Annotated in this window: 24 protein-coding genes; 4 read left to right on the top strand and 20 right to left on the bottom strand. The window is 46.5% G+C overall.

What is annotated here, in order from left to right:
- Nucleotides 1–135: 135 nt before the first annotated feature.
- The 6 genes from bshA to EI981_RS10490 are packed head-to-tail and all read right to left on the bottom strand — an operon-like array spanning nucleotide 136 to nucleotide 4,238.
- A complete protein-coding gene (gene bshA, locus EI981_RS10515) occupies nucleotides 136–1,293 on the bottom strand; it encodes an N-acetyl-alpha-D-glucosaminyl L-malate synthase BshA (RefSeq protein WP_126997891.1) in 1,158 nt (385 codons plus the stop codon).
- 47 nt (nucleotides 1,294–1,340) lie between these two features.
- Nucleotides 1,341–2,054, bottom strand: a complete 714-nt coding sequence (gene bshB1 / locus EI981_RS10510; protein ID WP_126997889.1) for a bacillithiol biosynthesis deacetylase BshB1 — start codon at nucleotides 2,052–2,054, stop codon at nucleotides 1,341–1,343.
- A complete protein-coding gene (gene mgsA / locus EI981_RS10505) occupies nucleotides 2,054–2,473 on the bottom strand; it encodes a methylglyoxal synthase (RefSeq protein ID WP_126997887.1) in 420 nt (139 codons plus the stop codon). The genes bshB1 and mgsA overlap by 1 nt, the downstream gene beginning before the upstream one ends.
- Nucleotides 2,474–2,486: 13 nt before the next feature.
- The gene (dapB, locus tag EI981_RS10500) at nucleotides 2,487–3,293 is read right to left on the bottom strand and encodes a 4-hydroxy-tetrahydrodipicolinate reductase (protein ID WP_126997885.1); all 807 of its coding nucleotides are present in this window, start codon (nucleotides 3,291–3,293) and stop codon (nucleotides 2,487–2,489) included.
- A gap of 22 nt (nucleotides 3,294–3,315) precedes the next feature.
- On the bottom strand, nucleotides 3,316–3,849 hold the full coding sequence (locus EI981_RS10495; RefSeq protein ID WP_126997883.1) for a tetratricopeptide repeat protein: 534 nt from the start codon (nucleotides 3,847–3,849) through the stop codon (nucleotides 3,316–3,318).
- A gap of 56 nt (nucleotides 3,850–3,905) precedes the next feature.
- Nucleotides 3,906–4,238, bottom strand: a complete 333-nt coding sequence (locus EI981_RS10490) for a nucleotide pyrophosphohydrolase (RefSeq protein ID WP_126997880.1) — start codon at nucleotides 4,236–4,238, stop codon at nucleotides 3,906–3,908.
- 208 nt (nucleotides 4,239–4,446) lie between these two features.
- On the opposite strand from EI981_RS10490, the gene EI981_RS10485 reads away from it, so the two are divergent.
- Nucleotides 4,447–5,304 (top strand): YitT family protein, encoded by an 858-nt coding sequence (locus tag EI981_RS10485; RefSeq protein WP_126997878.1) that lies wholly within the window; start codon nucleotides 4,447–4,449, stop codon nucleotides 5,302–5,304.
- Nucleotides 5,305–5,351: 47 nt separating this feature from the next.
- Here the strand turns inward: EI981_RS10485 and EI981_RS10480 are convergent, their stop codons facing one another.
- From EI981_RS10480 to EI981_RS10425, 12 genes are all read right to left on the bottom strand, one after another.
- Nucleotides 5,352–6,245, bottom strand: coding sequence for a sporulation protein YpjB (locus EI981_RS10480; protein ID WP_126997876.1), 894 nt, complete (start codon nucleotides 6,243–6,245; stop codon nucleotides 5,352–5,354).
- 222 nt (nucleotides 6,246–6,467) lie between these two features.
- Nucleotides 6,468–7,094 (bottom strand): DUF1405 domain-containing protein, encoded by a 627-nt coding sequence (locus EI981_RS10475; protein WP_126997874.1) that lies wholly within the window; start codon nucleotides 7,092–7,094, stop codon nucleotides 6,468–6,470.
- Nucleotides 7,095–7,181: 87 nt separating this feature from the next.
- Nucleotides 7,182–8,063 carry a menaquinol-cytochrome c reductase cytochrome b/c subunit gene (locus tag EI981_RS10470; protein ID WP_126997872.1) on the bottom strand — a complete coding sequence of 294 codons (882 nt, stop codon included), beginning with the start codon at nucleotides 8,061–8,063 and terminating at the stop codon, nucleotides 7,182–7,184.
- 327 nt (nucleotides 8,064–8,390) lie between these two features.
- Entirely contained in the window at nucleotides 8,391–9,062 is a 672-nt protein-coding gene (qcrB, locus tag EI981_RS10465; protein WP_126997870.1) for a menaquinol-cytochrome c reductase cytochrome b subunit, read from the bottom strand.
- Between the two features lie 16 nt (nucleotides 9,063–9,078).
- Nucleotides 9,079–9,621: a Rieske (2Fe-2S) protein gene (locus EI981_RS10460; RefSeq protein ID WP_193556447.1), complete on the bottom strand. Its 543-nt coding sequence runs from the start codon at nucleotides 9,619–9,621 to the stop codon at nucleotides 9,079–9,081.
- 180 nt (nucleotides 9,622–9,801) lie between these two features.
- A complete protein-coding gene (locus EI981_RS10455; protein WP_126997868.1) occupies nucleotides 9,802–10,239 on the bottom strand; it encodes a DUF2487 family protein in 438 nt (145 codons plus the stop codon).
- A 170-nt stretch (nucleotides 10,240–10,409) separates the two neighbouring features.
- Entirely contained in the window at nucleotides 10,410–10,592 is a 183-nt protein-coding gene (locus EI981_RS10450; RefSeq protein WP_126997866.1) for an IDEAL domain-containing protein, read from the bottom strand.
- 22 nt (nucleotides 10,593–10,614) lie between these two features.
- Nucleotides 10,615–11,121, bottom strand: a complete 507-nt coding sequence (locus tag EI981_RS10445) for a gamma carbonic anhydrase family protein (protein WP_126997864.1) — start codon at nucleotides 11,119–11,121, stop codon at nucleotides 10,615–10,617.
- Nucleotides 11,122–11,205: 84 nt separating this feature from the next.
- The gene (locus EI981_RS10440) at nucleotides 11,206–12,303 is read right to left on the bottom strand and encodes a hypothetical protein (RefSeq protein ID WP_126997862.1); all 1,098 of its coding nucleotides are present in this window, start codon (nucleotides 12,301–12,303) and stop codon (nucleotides 11,206–11,208) included.
- A gap of 116 nt (nucleotides 12,304–12,419) precedes the next feature.
- Nucleotides 12,420–13,004, bottom strand: a complete 585-nt coding sequence (locus EI981_RS10435; RefSeq protein WP_126997860.1) for a histidine phosphatase family protein — start codon at nucleotides 13,002–13,004, stop codon at nucleotides 12,420–12,422.
- 346 nt (nucleotides 13,005–13,350) lie between these two features.
- On the bottom strand, nucleotides 13,351–13,950 hold the full coding sequence (locus EI981_RS10430) for an anti-sigma factor (protein WP_126997858.1): 600 nt from the start codon (nucleotides 13,948–13,950) through the stop codon (nucleotides 13,351–13,353).
- Complete coding sequence (locus EI981_RS10425) at nucleotides 13,947–14,540, bottom strand: RNA polymerase sigma factor (protein ID WP_126997856.1); 594 nt, start codon at nucleotides 14,538–14,540, stop codon at nucleotides 13,947–13,949. The genes EI981_RS10430 and EI981_RS10425 overlap by 4 nt, the downstream gene beginning before the upstream one ends.
- 304 nt (nucleotides 14,541–14,844) lie before the next feature.
- On the opposite strand from EI981_RS10425, the gene EI981_RS10420 reads away from it, so the two are divergent.
- A complete protein-coding gene (locus EI981_RS10420; protein WP_193556446.1) occupies nucleotides 14,845–15,180 on the top strand; it encodes a hypothetical protein in 336 nt (111 codons plus the stop codon).
- A gap of 176 nt (nucleotides 15,181–15,356) precedes the next feature.
- Here the strand turns inward: EI981_RS10420 and EI981_RS10415 are convergent, their stop codons facing one another.
- Nucleotides 15,357–15,866, bottom strand: a complete 510-nt coding sequence (locus EI981_RS10415; RefSeq protein WP_126997854.1) for a DUF3189 family protein — start codon at nucleotides 15,864–15,866, stop codon at nucleotides 15,357–15,359.
- Between the two features lie 173 nt (nucleotides 15,867–16,039).
- Here EI981_RS10415 and EI981_RS10410 point away from each other — a divergent pair, with 173 nt between their 5' ends.
- Together EI981_RS10410 and EI981_RS10405 are read left to right on the top strand one after the other, a co-directional pair.
- A complete protein-coding gene (locus EI981_RS10410; RefSeq protein ID WP_126997852.1) occupies nucleotides 16,040–16,285 on the top strand; it encodes a hypothetical protein in 246 nt (81 codons plus the stop codon).
- A gap of 51 nt (nucleotides 16,286–16,336) precedes the next feature.
- Nucleotides 16,337–16,990 (top strand): class F sortase, encoded by a 654-nt coding sequence (locus EI981_RS10405; RefSeq protein ID WP_162616141.1) that lies wholly within the window; start codon nucleotides 16,337–16,339, stop codon nucleotides 16,988–16,990.
- Between the two features lie 283 nt (nucleotides 16,991–17,273).
- Here the strand turns inward: EI981_RS10405 and EI981_RS10400 are convergent, their stop codons facing one another.
- Nucleotides 17,274–18,368, bottom strand: coding sequence for a prephenate dehydrogenase (locus tag EI981_RS10400; RefSeq protein ID WP_126997848.1), 1,095 nt, complete (start codon nucleotides 18,366–18,368; stop codon nucleotides 17,274–17,276).
- Nucleotides 18,369–18,452: the final 84 nt, after the last annotated feature.

The raw sequence follows: 18,452 nt of genomic DNA, 5'->3' as shown, positions 1-18,452 counted from the left end.
AAGGCAATTCAAGGATGAGCGACCGCCCCTAGCTTCATCCAACCTTCTCGGTGCTATCGGATTTTTTGAACTCTTTCTATAAGAGGTTTCTATGCTTCATCCGCCTATATTCAACGACGAAGCTGGCAGAGATGATCAGCTTACTGATGTGAGGCCAGGCACTTCGCGATTCAACACACGATAATAAATAGCTTCATAAATAGAGGTAATCCGGTCACTGCTGAAATCATTTCTTGCGCGATCCAAGCACGCCTTCTTCATACGCTCCGCTAGCTTGTCGTCGGAGAACAGCGAGATACAATACTCGGCCATTTGATCCGTGTCGCCAATAGGAGCGAGGAATCCACTATCTCCATGCGTGACGAGCTCAGGGATACCGCCGGCTACCGATCCAACTGTCGGCACACCGCATGCCATGGCCTCCAAGGCAACAAGCCCAAAGCTCTCCTTCTCCGATGGCAATAACAGAACATCAGCCATCGAGATAACATGAGCAATATCATCTTGCTTACCAAGGAAGTGTACCTTATCACTAATGCCCATCTCCTTGATCTTACATTGGATCTTCGGCAAGTCGGGACCTTCGCCGACAAGCAGCAACTTAGAAGGAATCTTTCTGGTTACCTTCTCGAAGATATCGATTACATCGCTGACCCGCTTGACGGGACGGAAGTTAGAAATATGCATGAGCACCTTCTCCTCGGGAGCGGCAAAATCATCACGGCATTCCAGACAAGGTCTTGGGTAGTACACACGCTCATCCACGAAATTGTAGGCCAAATCAATATCTCTCGAAATATCAAGAACTTCACGGGTCTCTTTGATTAAATCCCGTGATACGGAAGTAACCGCATCACTCTCGTTAATGGCAAGTCGAATCAGATCCTTAAGCGATTCATCCTGAGCGAGTACGGTAATATCCGTTCCGTGCAGTGTCGTAACGACCTTCAATTGGTCCCCGACCATCTGTTTGGCCAGGAAGGCACACACTGCATGCGGCATAGCATAGTGTACATGCAGTATATCAAGATTCTCCGTCTTGGCTACCTGTGCCATCTTCGTAGCCAGGGATAGATCGTAAGGTGGATAGCGGAACACATAATAGTCGCTGACTTCGATCTCGTGATAAATAATGTTCTTATGGAAACTTCCTAGTCTGAAAGGTACTCCATGACAAATGAAATGAACTTCATGTCCCTTCTCTGCCAGAAGTTTACCGAGTTCGGTCGCAACAACCCCCGAACCTCCCAGTGAAGGATAACATGTAATGCCAATTTTTAGATGCTGGTTCATTGGCGGGGGCCTCCTTATAATATAGTCAGTGTGTGTTCCTATATAACTTATGAATTCCGAGTTCCAAATAGATTAACAACATATGGGGTCTTGACCGCAAACCCCTCAGCATAAGGAATAAGCTTACGCTGGCCAAGCAATGAATCGCGGGCCTTCACCCTCTCAACATAGCCTTGATTCAGCGGCGTAAGCGCGACCTCCTCCTCCCGCGGCTCAGTTCCGAACTGCGAGCGATAACAACCTAGGGCTTGCTCTTTCAATACATAGTTGTCCGTCACATCCACGAGCAGATCAGGAGTTCTCCAGTCGTTAATGAAATAGAAGTAGAGCTCCGGCACAGCCACCGCAGGCTTGTCCGGCATATAACGGCGCAGCTTGCTATTGAATGCTGCATCCTCAACAAGCTTACTGCAAGCGATATGATCTGGATGACGATCTTCCCAATAGGGCGCAAAAATAATGGAAGGCTGATATTCGCGGATTACCGACGTTACCGCCGCAATCTGTTCGGCAGAGCCGTTCAAGCCACGATCCGGCAGTCCGAGATTCAGGCGCACTGTGACCCCGAGTAAATCGGCAGCCGCAGCGGCCTCCTGCATGCGAAGTTCAACATTACCGTTAGAAGATAGTTCAGCTTCCGTCAGATCGCAGAGACCAACTTTGTATCCGGCAGCCACCTGCTTGGCAATTGTACCAGCCATTCCAATCTCTGCATCATCTGCATGGGCACCAAAAATTAATATATCAAGCGGCTCGCTCATTATTTCAACTCCGGTTTGAGCAATTCAACCAATTCACGCCAAGCAAAATCACCACGGTCTAAGGCACGAACGAGAATTTCCGCCGTAGCCATATTCGTAGCAACTGGAATACCGTGCACGTCGCAAAGACGAAGCAGCGCTGTAATGTCAGGTTCATGCGGCTGGGCCATCAGTGGATCGCGCAAGAAAATAACAAGATCCATTTCATTCTGGGCAATCAGCGCCCCGATCTGTTGATCGCCGCCGAGTGGACCAGACAAGAAACGGTGAATTTTCAGATTAGTAGCTTCCATAATCCGTTGTCCCGTTGTCCCTGTTGAATATAGATTTTTACCTTGAAATACATGCTCGTAAGCTACTACAAAATTGACGATGTCTTCTTTCTTTCTGTCGTGGGCTATAAATGCGATGTTAAGCATCCTGTGTCATCTCCTACTCTTCCATAAAATGTTCAAAACCGTAAATCATCCCTTTACAGTTCAAAACCTTCTTCACTGCTATATTAACACCAGGCATATATCCTGCGCGATCATAAGAATCATGGCGAATTTTCAAAGTTTGGCCAAAATCCCCGAATACGACCTCTTCTTGAGCAAATATCCCGGGAAGACGAACGCTATGAATCCGGAAGCCATTATAATAGCCACCGCGCGCCCCTTCAATGGTCTCCTCTTCATTTGGATTGCCTTGTCTATGTTCTTTTCGATTCATCGAGATCAATTCGGCCGTCTTGATCGCTGTACCGGAAGGCGCATCGAGCTTCTGATCCCCGTGATATTCGATAATCTCCACATTTGGAAAATATTTAGCCGCTTCGGCCGCAAATTTCATCAGCAGAATAGCGCCGACGGAAAAATTGGGAGCGATGAGCCCGCCTAGCCCTTTATCATGGCACAGCTTGTCCAGATGCTCGATCTGCTCCGGCGTAAAGCCGGTCGTACCGGTCACCGGAGACACGCCAAGTCTGATTGCCAATTCCGTATTGGCATAAGCAGATTTTGGCGTCGTAAAATCTACCATGACCTGCGGCTTGCTCTCAAGAAGAGCGAGCTCCACATCGGATGTAATCGCGACTCCGCACTGCGACTTGCCAACTAATGTTCCAGCGTCCAAACCTTCTTCTGACGGACTTATCGCAGCTACTAATTGAAGCTCTGGATCCTCAAGCACCATCTTAACGACTTCTTTACCCATTTTGCCGGTTGCACCGACAACGGCTACTCTAATTTGTTCCCCCATTTTTAATCCCCCTTCACTTGAACTAAGATGATGACTGATTCAATTTGTTCTCCAATTGTTGTTCCAATTCAGCCAACTGCCTCGTAATCACTTCATCCCGAGGCAGAGCATATGCCTCGCGTAGAGCGGACAGGGCTGCATCATATCTCCCCATCTCGCCATAAGCAATCGCTAACCATGCCTGCACATCAACAGATATAGGATCTAGCTCACCCGCCCGTTCAAGCAAGCGGACGGCCCGTTTAGAACGATTAGCCTGATCCTCCGTCTTCCCCTCCAGATTCCTTCTGGCGATCCCGAGGAGCTCTTTGGCTCTAAGACGGTCGAAATGAAGCATATATTCTGTATGATCCGGCGCAAGGGTCGCTGCAAGGCGGGCATGTGCCAGAGCTTTATCGAGGCAGTTACTGCGGGCGCTAGTGATGGAATGGCGATAATGAATATCGGCATTATCCGGTTCAACAATCAATGCCTGTTCAAACCAATAGAGCGCCTGCTCAAAATCATTCTCATAAATGCTGCGGTACGCTTCACTTAAATACTGTTTCGCCTTCATCTGCTGTCCCCCTTACCAAATGGGCTGATCACTATTACAGCATATGAAGGCGCTACTTATTCGGTGTCCTTTTTCGTCCAACGATCCGCATCACGGGTCGAGAATTTGCGCATTACTTTATCATGGGCCTCCGTCAGGTCAATGCCAAGCGAATTGGCGAAGCAAATCGTTATAAAGAGGATATCTCCCAATTCCAGCTCGATCGAACCCTCCGGCTCATCCAGCTTCTTGGGCTTCTCTCCATATGTATGATTGACTTCACGGGCAAGTTCGCCAAGCTCCTCGCTCATCCGTGCGATTAATGCCAGCGGACTGAAGTACCCTTCCTTGAACTGTGATATATACTTGTCCACTTCGCGCTGCATTTCAGCTAGAGATTTCTCATTCATCCTATCACCCCAACCTGTTGTCTAGATTAATTCTTATGTTATCTTAACAGGAAATTGAAAACAAATTCTTTTTGGAGATATACTATGAGTGCGTGTTCAAAAAGTCTGGTTTTCAGCACCGAGAAAAAAGCGGACTTTTTGAACTAACTCTATGAAAGAATGCGTAAGTTGATTATACTACTCACCAGTAAAGGAAGAAACGAGTATTATGAAAAATATCACAAATTATGCGCGATCCATTATTCCGATTATTATCGGAACAGCTATTTATGCCTTTGGCCTTCTGTATTTTATAATTCCGAATCAACTCATGGAAGGCGGCGTTACCGGTATTACGATTCTGTTGAAGTATGCCTTCGCCATCTCTCCATCAATCTCGAACCTAGTCATCAATATCCCCTTGTTCCTGCTGGGCTGGAAAATTCTCGGCGGCCGGCAGATGATTCTGACAGGTATCGGGATCTGCTCACTTTCTTTCTTCTTATGGGTATTTGAACATATCCTCAGTCAAGGCTGGATCGAAATGCTTCAAACTGATTATATTCTCGCCACGATGTACGCCGGCGTTACGCTTGGTGCAGGTCTTGGCGTCGTCTTCCGCTTCGGCGGCACGACTGGCGGCTCCGATATTATCGCCCGGATTCTTGGCCGCAAATTTGGCCTCAGCATGGGACAGGTTATCCTCAGCATCGACGTCGTCATTATTGGCTTATCTCTCTTTTATGTACGTAAGGAAAATATTCTATACACGCTCGTTGCCGTATTTATCGCCTCCAGAGTGATCGATTTCATTCAAGAGGGCGCTTATTCCGCCAAAGCATTCATGATCATCAGCGATCATGCTGAGGCGATTGCCGATATTATCACCAATGATTTGGAACGTGGCGTCACCTTGATTCCCGCCAAAGGAGCTTATTCGAAGCAGGATAAGCCGATGGCCTACTGCGTCGTATCGCGGCAGGAGATCAGGCGTCTTCAAAGTATCGCCAAATCGGTAGATCCGAGAGCTTTTATTATCATTAGCGATGTACGCGATGTTCATGGAGAGGGCTTCCGCGAAGAATAATAATAAAGGTGCCCCCGCACAATATGGGGCACCTCTTCTTTCATCAATTAGAAGCGAAAACGATCGTTCTTCTCGTTCTTGCCAGGAACCGAGATCACGGTTTGGCTCGCTCGATATTTCCTGTAAGCCGTATAGAACAAGGCGAGCAGAATCCAGCCGCCGATCAGCAGACTCCAGTTCCACGGATTTCCGTATCCGCCAATCGGTAGAAAGACCGGTTCATCTCCTTTTTTGCCGAACAATTCCTTAATGAACCCTTCTCCTTGTTGTAAAGCACTAGCCAGCGCAGACATATCTGCATCCTTCTCTTTCGTCAAGCTATCCGTATAATACAACCACGAATCAAAACGGCTGATCTCCGTAATATCTTTACGGATCACTGCTGCTGGACGAATTAATTCATAATGCGACTTCAGGCTAAGATAAGCTTCTCTTAATGCAGCTCCGCTCCCAGCAGCACGAGCCTGATTCATGCGCTGCAGATCCTCGCCAAGTACCTTGTAATACTGATGCCATAATGCCTGCTTTGAATGAGTAAGGCTGTTTACGGCAAGTCTAAGCCGCGCGGATGAGCTGATCCACTCCTCTTGTCCATCTACAGCCTTGGCCAGTGTCTCTTTAACATCCATAATGCTCTCAGCCAGAGCATGGATTCCCTCTACTGAAGTCAATCCCTTGAAAGACAGGCGCTCCAGCGCGTCAATGACTTGTTCCATATCCTGATTCGCTTTTTGCGTATTCCCCTGCTGCATGTCTTGATACAGCAATTCCGTAGCCGTTTCCAACTGCCGCAGCTTGTCAGCCCTTTCTTGCTCCGTTATTTTGATATCCGCGGCCTGTGCGACTGGTAGCCCGTCAGCATAAGCCTGGGATCCTTGCAGAAGCAGCAGGATAATTGACAAGGCGGCTAATAGACAAGATCCTTTCCATTTCACGGACATCCCTCCCTACCATCATGTTATGGCAGGCTGTCCAAGCTTAGAACCTAGAGGTAGTTCAAAAAGTCCGCTTTTGATAAGAAAACCGATCGATGTAATTCAAGGATGAGCGACCGCGATCCAGAGGTTGGTTTTCTTGCGATATAGAATTTCATCAGCGTAGCTGATAACGAATAAATTCTATATCTAACACGAAGTAAATGATGGAAGCTTATTATACGCTTTCTACCATCGTTTGGCTGCCCGGAGGGCAATCCAGCCAGCAAGTGCGCTGGCGCAAGTCAGCGCGAAGGTGAAGATCATCACCGCGTTCACATCATTCCACAGTACTTCCGGCAACCAGGGGTAGACCCCAAAGCTGTAATCAATAAAATCATTCAATATTGTCCAGCTCCAGGCAGCGATCAGCATTAATGAACCAAATTTGAACAGACGAACATATAGCAAAGCTTCAACTGCCATAGCTAGATGGGATGCCACCAGCATCCAATCCTGCCATACCAGCACATTTCCCTGGGCTGCTCCTGCAAATATAATCGTAACCGCCCAAATTCCGTATTTGATGCTCGTTACGACGGCCAATCCTTCAATAATCGTTCGGATGAAATAGAACTTTCCTAACTTCTGGGGGAACAATAGAAACAATAAAGCTAAAGTAAAAAACAAACTAGCTGTAGGACTGTCTGGAACAAATACAATCAGCCAATGCGGCTGAGTCGCCCAAGTCTCTCGTAGCTGATTATCGTACCAAATGTACCCATAGATCGTACCGAGCAGATTCACAATGAAAAGACACCATAGTATGTATTTATTCCCGAGCAAGGATTTGCTCCATAAAGTCGACAGCCTCAAGCGTCAATCTCCTCCCATTAGGCGGGACTAGCCCGATAGATATGTAAAAACCTGATCGTATTCACGATCAGGCTCATCAAGTTATTACTATTTTACTGCCTCGGCCTTCTGCTTCGCAAGCCATTCCGCCAAATGATCAATATCATCATCGCTTAAGCCATTTGCTTTCGCAGTATCATACATAGGTTGCATTCTGCCGTTAAAGCCTTCTTTAATAATAGTTAGAATTTCTTCTTTATTATGCTTGTCGCCAATACCGCGCAGTGACGGGCCGCCGCCACCCTTCAGATCAGCTCCGTGACAGCTGATACAAGTGGCCTTCTTAAAGGACTCCATTGCCGGATCATCCTTATCAACAATGGCGATCTCTTTGTCTTGAGTAACGTTCGTAGTTGGCAACCCCTTCTCCCGCTTCTCGCGCGCCTGCTCTTCACGCTGAATATGCTCCGGCTGAAGCCCAGCAGCCTTCAGCTCGTTCTGATAGTGAGTCCAGGCGAAGTTAGTCAAATAGACCAGCGATGCGATCGACAGAAGCATCAATGACGAAGCAATCGGGCGCTTATAGAATCTGCGCTCCTTACCACGGTCAAGAAATGGAGCCAACAATAGAGAACCAAAGGCAACACCTGGAATCCCGAGCGTTCCAAGAACGACAAAATCTCCAGAAGCATATGGATATTTCAAGTACTGATACAGGAACAGAAAGTACCAGTCTGGCATTGGAATGACCTGAGCACTAGGGTTAGCCGGAAAACCGAGCGGTGCCGGTTCGGAAATCGTCAACACGAGGAACCCGACGAGTACGACAACGCCAACCATCCATTCCTTAAGTAGAAAGTTCGGAATAAACGCTTCAGATTTCCCGGGATAAGCCGTGTAATCGGGAGGTGTAACGAAACCGTCGCCTTTACGAACACGTGAATCACCGACATATACGACTTTTTCTTTCGATTTGTCTCCGTGAGCCATGTAAATGCCTCCCTTCCTTCATTTATTTTATAGAGGTAGTTCAAAAAGTCCGCTTTTGATAAGAAAACCTGATCGAAGCCAATTCAAGGATGAGCGACCGCGATCCAAAGGTAGGTTTTCTTGCGATATAGAATTTCATCAACTCCGTTGATAACTTATAAAATCTATATCTAACACGAAGTGAATCATGAAGTAACTCGGCATCGAATCTTGAATTCAGCCGGGTCCTCCGGTGCTCACGTACAAACTACGTACGCTCCGCTCCTTTCGACCCTAGCTTCATCCAACCTTCTCGGTGCTGAAAACCGGGCCTTTTTGAACACCATTTTATAGAGGTCCGGAGATCCCTTGTCTGCGGATCATGATAAAATGTCCTACCAGTAGGAGCAGCAATACAGCCGGAAGGAAGAAGACATGGATCGCGAAGAAGCGAGTCAGCGTCTCGGCACCGACAATGGTTCCGCCCTGCAGTAATTCCTTAATGATCGGTCCTAGCACCGGAACTGAATTGGCGATTTCTAGCGTAACCTTGGTTGCGAAATAGGACTTGTTATCCCATGGCAGCAAATAACCCGTCAGACCGAGACCGATCATAACGAAGAAGATCAGCATCCCGACAACCCAGTTCATTTCCCGTGGCGCTTTGTAAGAGCCGGTGAAGAACACCCGCAGTGTATGCAGGAACATCATCACGATAACAAGGCTCGCTCCCCAGTGATGCATCCCGCGAACGATCTGTCCAAAGGCAACCTGGGTTTGCAAATATTCAACGCTGGCATAAGCGTTCTTAATATCTGGTACATAATACATCGTCAGGAACATTCCCGACAAAATCTGGATCACAGTAATAAAAAACGTCAGTCCGCCGAAGCAATACACAAAGGCAGAGAAATGATGCGCCGGGTTAACATGCTCTGGTACTTCATGGTCAGCAACATCTCTCCAGATCGGCGTGATATCGAGACGTTCGTCAATCCAGTTATATACATTCTTAAACATCCGAATCTACGCCTCCTTACTTCACTCTTGTATTGGCGACAATGTCGCCGAGATAAACCCAATCATCTTTCAACATAACCTTGTACTCATCCAGCGGCTTCGGTGCAACGGCAAGCTGTTTGCCGTCCTGCGTGTAATGCGCCCCATGACAAGGACAGTGATATTCGTTAGGAAAATTTTTGTCACTGTTCCATCCGACCGTACACCCCAGATGTTTACAAATCGGTGAAAGCGCATAAATTTTACCGCTCTCGTCTTTACGAATCCATGCCGTGAGCGAGGCGATGCTGGAATACCAACCATCCTGCTGTGGAAGTTCAAAATTGAACTCCTGCGGCTCATTCGTTATTTTGCTGGCTTCGACCACTTTAATGAAGGCGCCCTCGCCCTTTTTATGCAAAATCGGATCTACGGCAAAACGAACCATCGGAAGCGTCACTCCGCCTACCATAAATGCGGTAGCGCCTCCCAATGTGTATGTAAGAAACTGCCGCCTGGACATTTCCTTACGGATGGGCGGTTTATGCGACGATTCATGCTCGTCATGCTGATTGCTCATAATGTCTTCAACCCCCTTTTTCGCCAATTGATCTTTAATGATCTTCCCTTTTCAATGACAATAATCACATGAATATGTAAGTCAGTTTAATAATATATTAGCGTTTTGAGAGCGTCAAGAATTTGACACATATTTTCCAAGGATAAACAGTAGGTTCGTCATTAAAATGTCGATAATTTGTCACAATTGAATAGTTCCGGAACTTTGCCAAAGTGCTTGAACAACTTGTCTAATTCGTTCTGCTCCCTCGGGTGTCTTATATCCAGGAAAATTCTGTGCCGTCACAATAAGATCCACATCGACCAACGCTTCAGCCGCCCACGTCGCATCGGCCGATATGACAATAGCATATTTGAAACCGGATAATTTGATGTTGCGACATACGTCGTTGATAAGCTCCGCGATCTGTGTATCCCCATATTGAAAAGCTGGATATGTAACGACCCTGCCTTTGAACGGATTCTCGATGCAATCCATAATATCCCGTAGCCGTTCCAATTTGCCCGTCACTTCAAATGGCTGCTCCGTTCCTGTAAGAGCAGTAACTGGAATTAGGCAGGTGTCGAGATAAGGACGCAATTCCTCCCAGGCAGATGACCCAATTTCACTAAATTTCATGCTCCATTCCTCCCCTAGTATCACTCCTATTATAGTCACAGAGATGTCACATTTAAAGGGTGGATTTTCCTTAATCCATTAATTGTCTGTTTGAAGCCGCATTATTAAGAGGATAGGGACAGCTTCACTCCTTCAGCAAAACAAAAGGAAATGCCGCGCGGCATTTCCTTCTAATGATCCAATGTCCTCAGTTCATCCGTAAGAAGTCGGAAGGCCACCTCATCGCCTTTGGCCAGGGCAGAATCAATCTCGCTATATATTTGCTCCGACCGGTGCTTGCGCAGCGCTTCATCCCAGACCATCTCTGCCGCCAAACTGAGCATCGCTTCATAAGTAACCTTCATTTGATCCATAGGATGCACCTCCAATACATTGTCATGAGATCCTATATTCTTTGCCTTTCACTACATAACTTTCCATCGTCCGTTTCATTCTAAGCAAGTCATCTTCTGTTAATTCACGTACGACTCTTGCAGGAGTGCCTAGAGAAAGAGTATAGGGTGGGATTTTCGTATTCTCTGTTACTAAAGATCCTGCTCCTACTAAAGCATATTCACCGATTTCAGCGCCGTTTAAGACGATTGCCCCCATCCCGATTAATGTACCTTGGCCTATCGTTGCGCCATGAATAATCGCACCATGGCCTACAGATACCTCACTCTGAACAATGAGCGGCTGATCGGTATTAACATGCCCGATGACACCATCCTGAATATTGCATCGATCACCGATCATGATTGGCGCTAGATCTCCGCGGAGCACCGCGTTGTACCATATTGTTGAATCCTTACCTACCGTTACTTCACCGATGACCTTCGCTCCTTCAGCCACAAATACCGATGAATCCAGATTTGGTCTTCTTCCCAGGTATTCAATCAGCACTACGAATCACTCTCCCGCCGTTTAGTTGGGAGTGATTGTAGCAATTAGGTACACTATTGTCAACGAACCTAAGTATTACCTTACTTAGTCCTTATGCAACTGCTTAATTGCCATCTTGCCAAATCCAGTTGTTTGAACATACCGTTCTCCATCTTCATTCTCTCCGATACGGATCATTCCCAGATGAAGCATCATGCGTAGAATCCGCTCTTCGAATATCGATTCAGGAGTATCATAGAAGAAAGGAGCTATTAGAGACCCCAGTTTCTGATACAATGACGCCACACTAACCCAGTCTGCAGAAGATCGTTCGATCCAATAGATAATCGAGAGAAGGTTCGGGATCGGTATTTTGTACAGTCTCAGCCAGAAGGCAACGACCTGTAACATCGCTTCACGATGTTCTTCCTTGAGATAGGCTAGGCCTGTCGAGGTTAGCCTGAGGCTGTCGCCTTCCTCTTTAATTAGACGGATATGATAGGCATAGTCATATAGCAATGAGAAACGGCTCGGATAATCCTTGAATCGGCGGCCATAGCCAAACCTCCAGCCTTTGCCAACGAGCGGTTCACTTACATGCAGCATCTCCATGATCTGCATTTGGCTGCGCCGATACATCACACCTTCTGCATTAAGAGCGACACTATGATTCTTGACATATTCAAGGAACAACAGCAGATCGGTCGACATAAGCGCAGGCTCTTCCCGATATAGTACAGGTTCTTGCTCTGCCTGGGTAACCTCCGACTTAATACGCCTCTCAAGTACCTCGCGAAACCTACGACGCAGATCATCAGGCACCTCGAACAAGTAACGTGTTGCAGGAGTTGCTCCCTGGAAAAGCCAGGCACGCTGTCTGAAACGGGATATAACCTCGCGCGGATTCTCCCGCTCTTGCTCCTGATCACGCTCGGCCTTGACTCGCGACTGCTTGGCACAAGCCAGTAAATCCTCAAGACTGAATTGCTTGCGGCCATCGAACAGAAGAGCGTTCAAGAAGCGTAAATCCTCCATGCTCATTCCGTCTAGATGATGCTCGATGAAGCCGCGCCGCCCTACCGTCTGCAGGATGGACTGAATCAGTTCAAGCTTGGAGTTTCCGTTGCAATCGCACCGATAATGGTTCGCTATTCTGCTGAGCTGCGCAATATCAGCATAAGTTAGCATATCCGCCAGATTCATAGGTTACCGCCTCGCCGTTTTAATACCATTATGGGAAATTTGACGGTAATTATTCCTTCATACCAAAAAAACCAGCCCTTTTGGGCCGGTCTCATATGTTACAGGTCATTAAAAACTCACATATCTTCAAGATGGCCTGTGCAATTATAGAGGCGCATATCCCAATTGTGATCATTCTTCTCCAGTATAGTTAAGGACAGATTACCGATACGCTCCGTACACTTATTCTGATAAAGAACTGTAAACAGCTGGGCCAGCAAACCACCGTGAGAGACTACAAGTACATTATTATCGCTATACTTCTCCCCTATCTCCTTCAAGAACGACAAAGCTCTCTCCTGAATAGCTTCATCGCTCTCCTGACCAAGATCTAGCTGCTTCCAATCCACCCCCCAGAGCGTCTCCCGCTCTTCGGCTGTTAACCCCTCTACTTGGCCAAAAGCCTTCTCAACCAGTCTCGAATCCGGATCATATAACGGAATATTCAGAGTTTTGGCAATTATCTCCCCTGTCTCTTGAGCCCTAGATAACCCACTTGTAATGACAAAATCCCATTTATACTCCTGGTCCGTAAGCAGCCGCTCCGCTAACTTCCTCGCCTGACTGCGCCCTTCTTCATTAAGGGGAATATCACTCTGCCCTTGAATTCTCCCGATCTTATTCCAGTCTGTTAATCCATGACGTATCAAGCCAACTAACATAGTCAACCTCCCAAATGAATGTCTATAAAGAGTATTCTAATAAATGTTCAAAAAGTTCAGTTTTCAGTACCGAAGCTCACGCTTCCGAAGTGCGTTTTTTCAAAACGCTTCAGTTGGATGAAGCTAGGGACGAAAGGAGCAGAGCGTACGTTTTGGGAACGTGAGCACCTGAGATGTTTCTGAAGGAAACATACTTCGTAAGCATATACTTGGCCCGGCTAAATTCAAGATTCTATGTCGAATATGCTCTCAGTTTTACTTCGTAATCAAAAGTAGACTTTTTGAACTTCCTTATAAAAAAAGATAAACACTTCTTCCGGGGAAGAAGCGCCTATCAAATCTCACGCTATCTCTTGGAACGGCGAACGCCCTTCCAGGACACGATGGCAAGAACCATGCCCCCCATCGATAAGTACATCCAATATTGTGGATAAGTCGGGCCCATCTGCACTACGAACGGATCTGCAATCCCACGAACTTCGGTTGGCAGGCTGAAGGAGATATTGCTCATCTTCTCACTGTCGGTTGCAGCCACCGCAGTCGGTAGAACTCCGGTCAAAGATTCATACTTCGAGTCCTCTTCCAATTTTCCACCCATCACGAACAGCAACGTGCTGCATAGGAAGACCATGAGGAAGCATGCTGCCCATAATGAGACACGCCTGCTAATCCGTTTATGAAATCCGGGGTCCCGAACATCTGGAGCAAGCCAGGGAGATTCCGAGTAAATTCTATCCATTACCTTGCGATTCACAGACTCGGCCTGTTCTTCAGTAATCTCAAACGGCAGATCATGAACCGCTTCTAGACTTTCCTGCCAGAAACGATATTCAACTGCACAGGTTTCACAGCCTAAAACATGCCACTCCAGCATTTGTCTAAGAGGATCATCCTTCGGAAGATCCGAAAGTAGTGGAAATAACTGCTCCGCCTCTCTACAATTCATCTGCTTTTCATCCCTTCATAATGCTCGTAGCTCGGCTCATAGAAATAGGGTTCAAGCTGACTTTTTACACTGCTGCGTGCCCGGAACAACAAGGATTTCACAGCACTTACACTTTGACCGAGAATGCAGGCGATTTCCTGATAGTCCAGTTGATCGTACTCACGTAATATTAGAGCCGATCGCTGCTTTTCCGGAAGATTGTTAATTGCTTCGCGAACAAGGCCAACACGTTCATTGCGCAGAATCGCCTGTTCAGGAACAAGCTCGTGCGGAGCAACAGGTATGTATCCACTCTCCTCTAACGGCACATTCCCGCTTCGCTGCTTACGTAATTCACTAAGAACGGTATTTCTTGCAATCGTATAAAGCCAGGTAGAGAAGGAAGCATCTACTTCACGGAAAGAGTGCAAACTTCGAAATGCTTTATAAAAAGTCTCAGAACAAATATCCTCTGCCAATAATTCCAATTGAGCGCTCTTCAGCATGTGGTATACAAATGCCAAAATTTTGCGTTGATACCTTCGCATCAACTCTGAATATAACTCGGTATTGCCTTCTTTTATCTCACGAATCATCTGGGAATCCGTCATTTAAGTGCGAACCTCCTCGCCCGTCCATGCGCTTAATCCCCGTTCGATTCTTATACATTATTACCGAACAGGATTAAAAAAGTTGCGGTTTGCTTATGTAATTATAAAAAAACATCCATATGATGGCGTCATTATCAATTCATATTGCAATCCTTCAATATTATACCATAGAAGAAGGTTGGATAAAAATATGTCCGGGCTAAAACAACGTCATGTAGTCGAATAGGATAACACTAACCCTCATCGCGGCATAAATTACTTTTATAGACATTTTCTAATTTCACATACGGAAGAAGGTAATAATATGTCTTCTCCCGGCAAAAGCAACAAAGCCAGAAATGGCAGCTCTAAAAACGGAAATTCAAACAGCAATTCAAACAGCAAATCTTCCAAATCGAAACAGCAAAAGCCCGGGAGCATTGAAGCCGCTGTTGCCGCCCTGCTATTAACAGGTAAACTAAAGGTCGACTCAGTCGAATTGTTCAGAGAAGCATCTGTCGTCATCAGCTTGATTGGCCAATACAAAACACTCAGCTCCGGCAACGGATCGAACATAGATACGCTGGTCTCATTTTTTCAGAGCAACGGTGATCTTACATTAAATGACGTATTTGCCGCGATGAAGAAAATGACGGATTAAATGAGCACAGTTTGTCAGTATGACGTAAAGGGGGCTTTAGAGATGGAAGAGTTTGATGGCGAAAGATTTGCTGAGCTTGTGATCTTGATCATCGTTATCAGCTTGTTGTTCTTCGGATCGACGGAGATTGCCAATTTCACTTCCGGACCAACTCCTGTTTAAGCTGTCTGTGCATCTTAGGGCTTTATTTCCTTATTGTTCAACACCTCTACTTTTGAAGAAGAAGTAGCGCCTGCTCGGGTCGTTACCTCAACCACCTGTATTATATTTTTATAGGTCTGCTGAGCCCCCAGCACCAGTAGTGCCCGGCCAAGAGTCGTTAATTTAAGTTGTCTTGAACAGAATCCCCCGATTGTCATCATCAAAGGGACTGTTGGTGAAGTGTTGGACAAAACAACCTTCTCCGACAGTTCTTCTTTATCTTCCAACAGTTGGAATGAGCTGGAGATCGCCGGAATAACCGCTTTGGAATTGCCCCTCCCTACACTGAAAATATCATTTCCTTGATCGTCCTTACCATGATGAATCAATTTTCCATGTTCCTGTGGGAGCAGTTTATCGAACATGTACGTATTCAGAATTTCCTCCTTAGAAGGTTTGCGGTCTCGTGGGAGTCGATTCAAATGATAAGCCGCGGCTAAGGCCGAGGTATGAGTCCCCCCGTAACAGTTGTAAATGTATATCATGCTGATTCCCCTTCACGGATATTATTTAAGATCAATGTGTCCCGTTTTCCGTCAAGATATACTCAAAATTCGAACTAGCTTTTAACTGCCACCGTATTTTCCCATATATATATAAGTCATTTTTGGGGACGATAATTCCCGGGGAATAAAATATCAATTCGGAGGAAAAAGCCATGAAAAAACTATCTGCTGTCCTGCTTTCCGCAACTCTTCTGCTTTCCTTCGCATCAGCTGTTGGTGCGGCTCCTGCTCATCAAACCAAAGCCCATGAGCACAAGATGCATACCAAATCGGTGCATAAGGAAAAAGCACACAAACACAAAGTGCATGCAAAGAGCCACAAGGCTAAGAGCATCAAGACTAAGGCTACTGAAATGCCTCGCTCAGGCTTTGGCGGCGCTAGCGAACAAACAGAATAGAGGAGCTGAGAGAGGGGGGATTCCCCTCTTTCTATATTTATCAAGATGACAATGCTACGATGGAAACTTACGATCATTACAATGCTTATAGCCTTAGCCTGCTCGAGCTGTTCTGCGCCAGAGATGAGGAACAAAGCGGAGAAACAAACCGATCTTCCACAGACTTCAACACAATCTGAATCCAACAGCGAAATCATACGGCCTAATCATCTAGAAAAGACATCCGAAGACGCCGTACATACTGCCCCTATTGATCCATTCCTGCCCAATCATCTGTATATTCCAAGCATTAATGTCTTTGCACAGATTATGCCGGTGGGTGTTACAGAGGATGGACGGATGGATGTGCCAAAGGATACTGAAATCGTCGGCATTCTTCAGCCAGGCGTTCTTGCCGGAGCCAAAGGGAACGTCATTATGGACGGACATGTAGACAGCTATACGGGTCCGGCTATCTTCTTTAATTTGAAGAAACTGCGTCCAGGCGATACCATCATCGTATCTAATAAGACAGGGCAACGACTAACCTATGTAGTTGAAAGCGTCGAGTCCTTCATTACGGCTGAAGCCCCGCTTGAAAGAATTTTTGGCGATACGGATGAACACAGGCTCAATCTGATTACTTGTACAGGAAAATATAGCCGCAAGAAAAAAGAACATGAAATGCGGCTCGTCGTGTTCGCGAAATTACAGAATGGGACCTAATGGCATCCCATAGTAAAAGGGAAAATTTGTAGTTAATCTACAATGAAAGCGCTAAAAAAATGTGTTGACAGAATGAAAACGGATACATTATAATAAAAGCACAGTATGGTTTCTCTCCACTCCTATCCAATATCTGTTGCTCGTTAGTGAGCATGCGTCACTTCAACTACGAAGTGGCGTTTTTTTTATCTATTTTAGACCGCTTGAACTTATAAGTATTATTAAAATCAAAAAGCGGGGCCATGAAGACCCCGCTTACCGTTTAAGTATATAAGAATAGTGATCAGACATATACAGCATAGCCCATCGATTGCAGATGCTCTTTAGCTCGCTCCATAGCGCTCTCCTGACGGAAGGATAAATGCAGCAGTCCAGGCACATCCTCACGGCTCTCGATAATCTGAATATTACTCAAGTTAATGTTCTGATCACCAAGCTCCGTCGTAATCTGTCCGATAATCCCCGGATGGTCTGGGACATCGATATACAAATCGAACAACGAGGAGATCATGCCTTTGCGTCGCTCTGGAAGCTCGCTGCGGAATCGGTTTGCTTTGACGAAGGAATCGACAATTCCCTCCCCATTCCTGTCCTCCAGCATGGATATAAAGCCACCGATCTCGTCATTCCAATCCTTAAGCAGCGATAGCACCACGTCGCGATTGCTTAGCAGAATATCACGCCATATCATCGGATCGCTGGAAGCAATCCGCGTAATATCGCGAAATCCGCCTGCTGCAAGGGTCCGGTACAAGCCATTGGAGGCATTGTAATCGCACACCTGATTCACGAGCGCTACTGCGATAATATGCGGCAAGTGACTAATCGCACCAACAATCTCGTCATGCTGAGCAGGATTAACCCGCACGACCTGCGCCCTTGTATATAGCAGGAGTTCCTCCAGTTTGGCGTAAGCCTCGTCTGGAACACCGGTTGCCGGCGTTAGAACATAGTAAGCATTCTCGAACAGCAGTGTCGAGGCCGCCTCTACACCAGATCTCTCAGAGCCGGCCATTGGATGGCCGCCGATGAAATACACGTCCGGTCGCGACAGTTTCTCTGCCGCAGCAGCAATCGAAGCCTTCGTGCTGCCTACATCAGTAATAATACAGCCTGGCTTAAGCGGCAGTGCATACAGCTTCTCCAGGTACTCTTCCAGATTGCCTACTGGCACACATAAAAATATAAAGTTGGCGTCACGCACTGCTTCTTCCATAGAGAGGGTCGCCGAATCCACAACCCCCCGGTCCAGCATCACCTCAAGCGATCCGGAGCGGGGGCTATGGCCAACAACCTCAATCCCTGGCTTGCCGCGAAAACAGAGGGCCAGAGACCCACCAATCAATCCAACACCAAATATTGCAATTTTTGTAGTCATAAATTTTCACTCAACTTCTACTAAGATTATTTACTTCATCATAAACAGGATACTTGTCAAAGCTCATTGAGGTCATTTATGGCT

Source organism: Paenibacillus lutimineralis (genome assembly GCF_003991425.1).
In the GTDB taxonomy this organism is placed as follows: Bacteria; Bacillota; Bacilli; order Paenibacillales; family Paenibacillaceae; genus Fontibacillus; species Fontibacillus lutimineralis.
Note: the sequence above shows the minus strand (reverse complement) of the source record. Positions and strands in the feature narration are given on the sequence as shown.

Bases quoted from the DNA above. Each gene is read 5' to 3' on its own strand.
- bshB1 (WP_126997889.1), bottom strand. From the start codon at position 2,054: ATGAGCGAGCCGCTTGATATATTAATTTTTGGTGCCCATGCAGATGAT.
- EI981_RS10485 (WP_126997878.1), top strand. From the start codon at position 4,447: ATGAAAAATATCACAAATTATGCGCGATCCATTATTCCGATTATTATC.
- dapB (WP_126997885.1), bottom strand. From the start codon at position 3,293: ATGGGGGAACAAATTAGAGTAGCCGTTGTCGGTGCAACCGGCAAAATG.
- EI981_RS10425 (WP_126997856.1), bottom strand. From the start codon at position 14,540: ATGACGGATTCCCAGATGATTCGTGAGATAAAAGAAGGCAATACCGAG.
- qcrB (WP_126997870.1), bottom strand. From the start codon at position 9,062: ATGTTTAAGAATGTATATAACTGGATTGACGAACGTCTCGATATCACG.
- EI981_RS10430 (WP_126997858.1), bottom strand. From the start codon at position 13,950: ATGAATTGTAGAGAGGCGGAGCAGTTATTTCCACTACTTTCGGATCTT.
- EI981_RS10410 (WP_126997852.1), top strand. From the start codon at position 16,040: ATGAAAAAACTATCTGCTGTCCTGCTTTCCGCAACTCTTCTGCTTTCC.
- EI981_RS10400 (WP_126997848.1), bottom strand. From the start codon at position 18,368: ATGACTACAAAAATTGCAATATTTGGTGTTGGATTGATTGGTGGGTCT.
- EI981_RS10435 (WP_126997860.1), bottom strand. From the start codon at position 13,004: ATGTTAGTTGGCTTGATACGTCATGGATTAACAGACTGGAATAAGATC.
- EI981_RS10495 (WP_126997883.1), bottom strand. From the start codon at position 3,849: ATGAAGGCGAAACAGTATTTAAGTGAAGCGTACCGCAGCATTTATGAG.
- EI981_RS10405 (WP_162616141.1), top strand. From the start codon at position 16,337: ATGCTACGATGGAAACTTACGATCATTACAATGCTTATAGCCTTAGCC.
- EI981_RS10470 (WP_126997872.1), bottom strand. From the start codon at position 8,063: ATGGCTCACGGAGACAAATCGAAAGAAAAAGTCGTATATGTCGGTGAT.
- EI981_RS10480 (WP_126997876.1), bottom strand. From the start codon at position 6,245: ATGTCCGTGAAATGGAAAGGATCTTGTCTATTAGCCGCCTTGTCAATT.
- EI981_RS10450 (WP_126997866.1), bottom strand. From the start codon at position 10,592: ATGGATCAAATGAAGGTTACTTATGAAGCGATGCTCAGTTTGGCGGCA.
- mgsA (WP_126997887.1), bottom strand. From the start codon at position 2,473: ATGCTTAACATCGCATTTATAGCCCACGACAGAAAGAAAGAAGACATC.
- EI981_RS10415 (WP_126997854.1), bottom strand. From the start codon at position 15,866: ATGATATACATTTACAACTGTTACGGGGGGACTCATACCTCGGCCTTA.
- EI981_RS10460 (WP_193556447.1), bottom strand. From the start codon at position 9,621: ATGAGCAATCAGCATGACGAGCATGAATCGTCGCATAAACCGCCCATC.
- EI981_RS10440 (WP_126997862.1), bottom strand. From the start codon at position 12,303: ATGAATCTGGCGGATATGCTAACTTATGCTGATATTGCGCAGCTCAGC.
- bshA (WP_126997891.1), bottom strand. From the start codon at position 1,293: ATGAACCAGCATCTAAAAATTGGCATTACATGTTATCCTTCACTGGGA.
- EI981_RS10455 (WP_126997868.1), bottom strand. From the start codon at position 10,239: ATGAAATTTAGTGAAATTGGGTCATCTGCCTGGGAGGAATTGCGTCCT.
- EI981_RS10420 (WP_193556446.1), top strand. From the start codon at position 14,845: ATGTCTTCTCCCGGCAAAAGCAACAAAGCCAGAAATGGCAGCTCTAAA.
- EI981_RS10490 (WP_126997880.1), bottom strand. From the start codon at position 4,238: ATGAATGAGAAATCTCTAGCTGAAATGCAGCGCGAAGTGGACAAGTAT.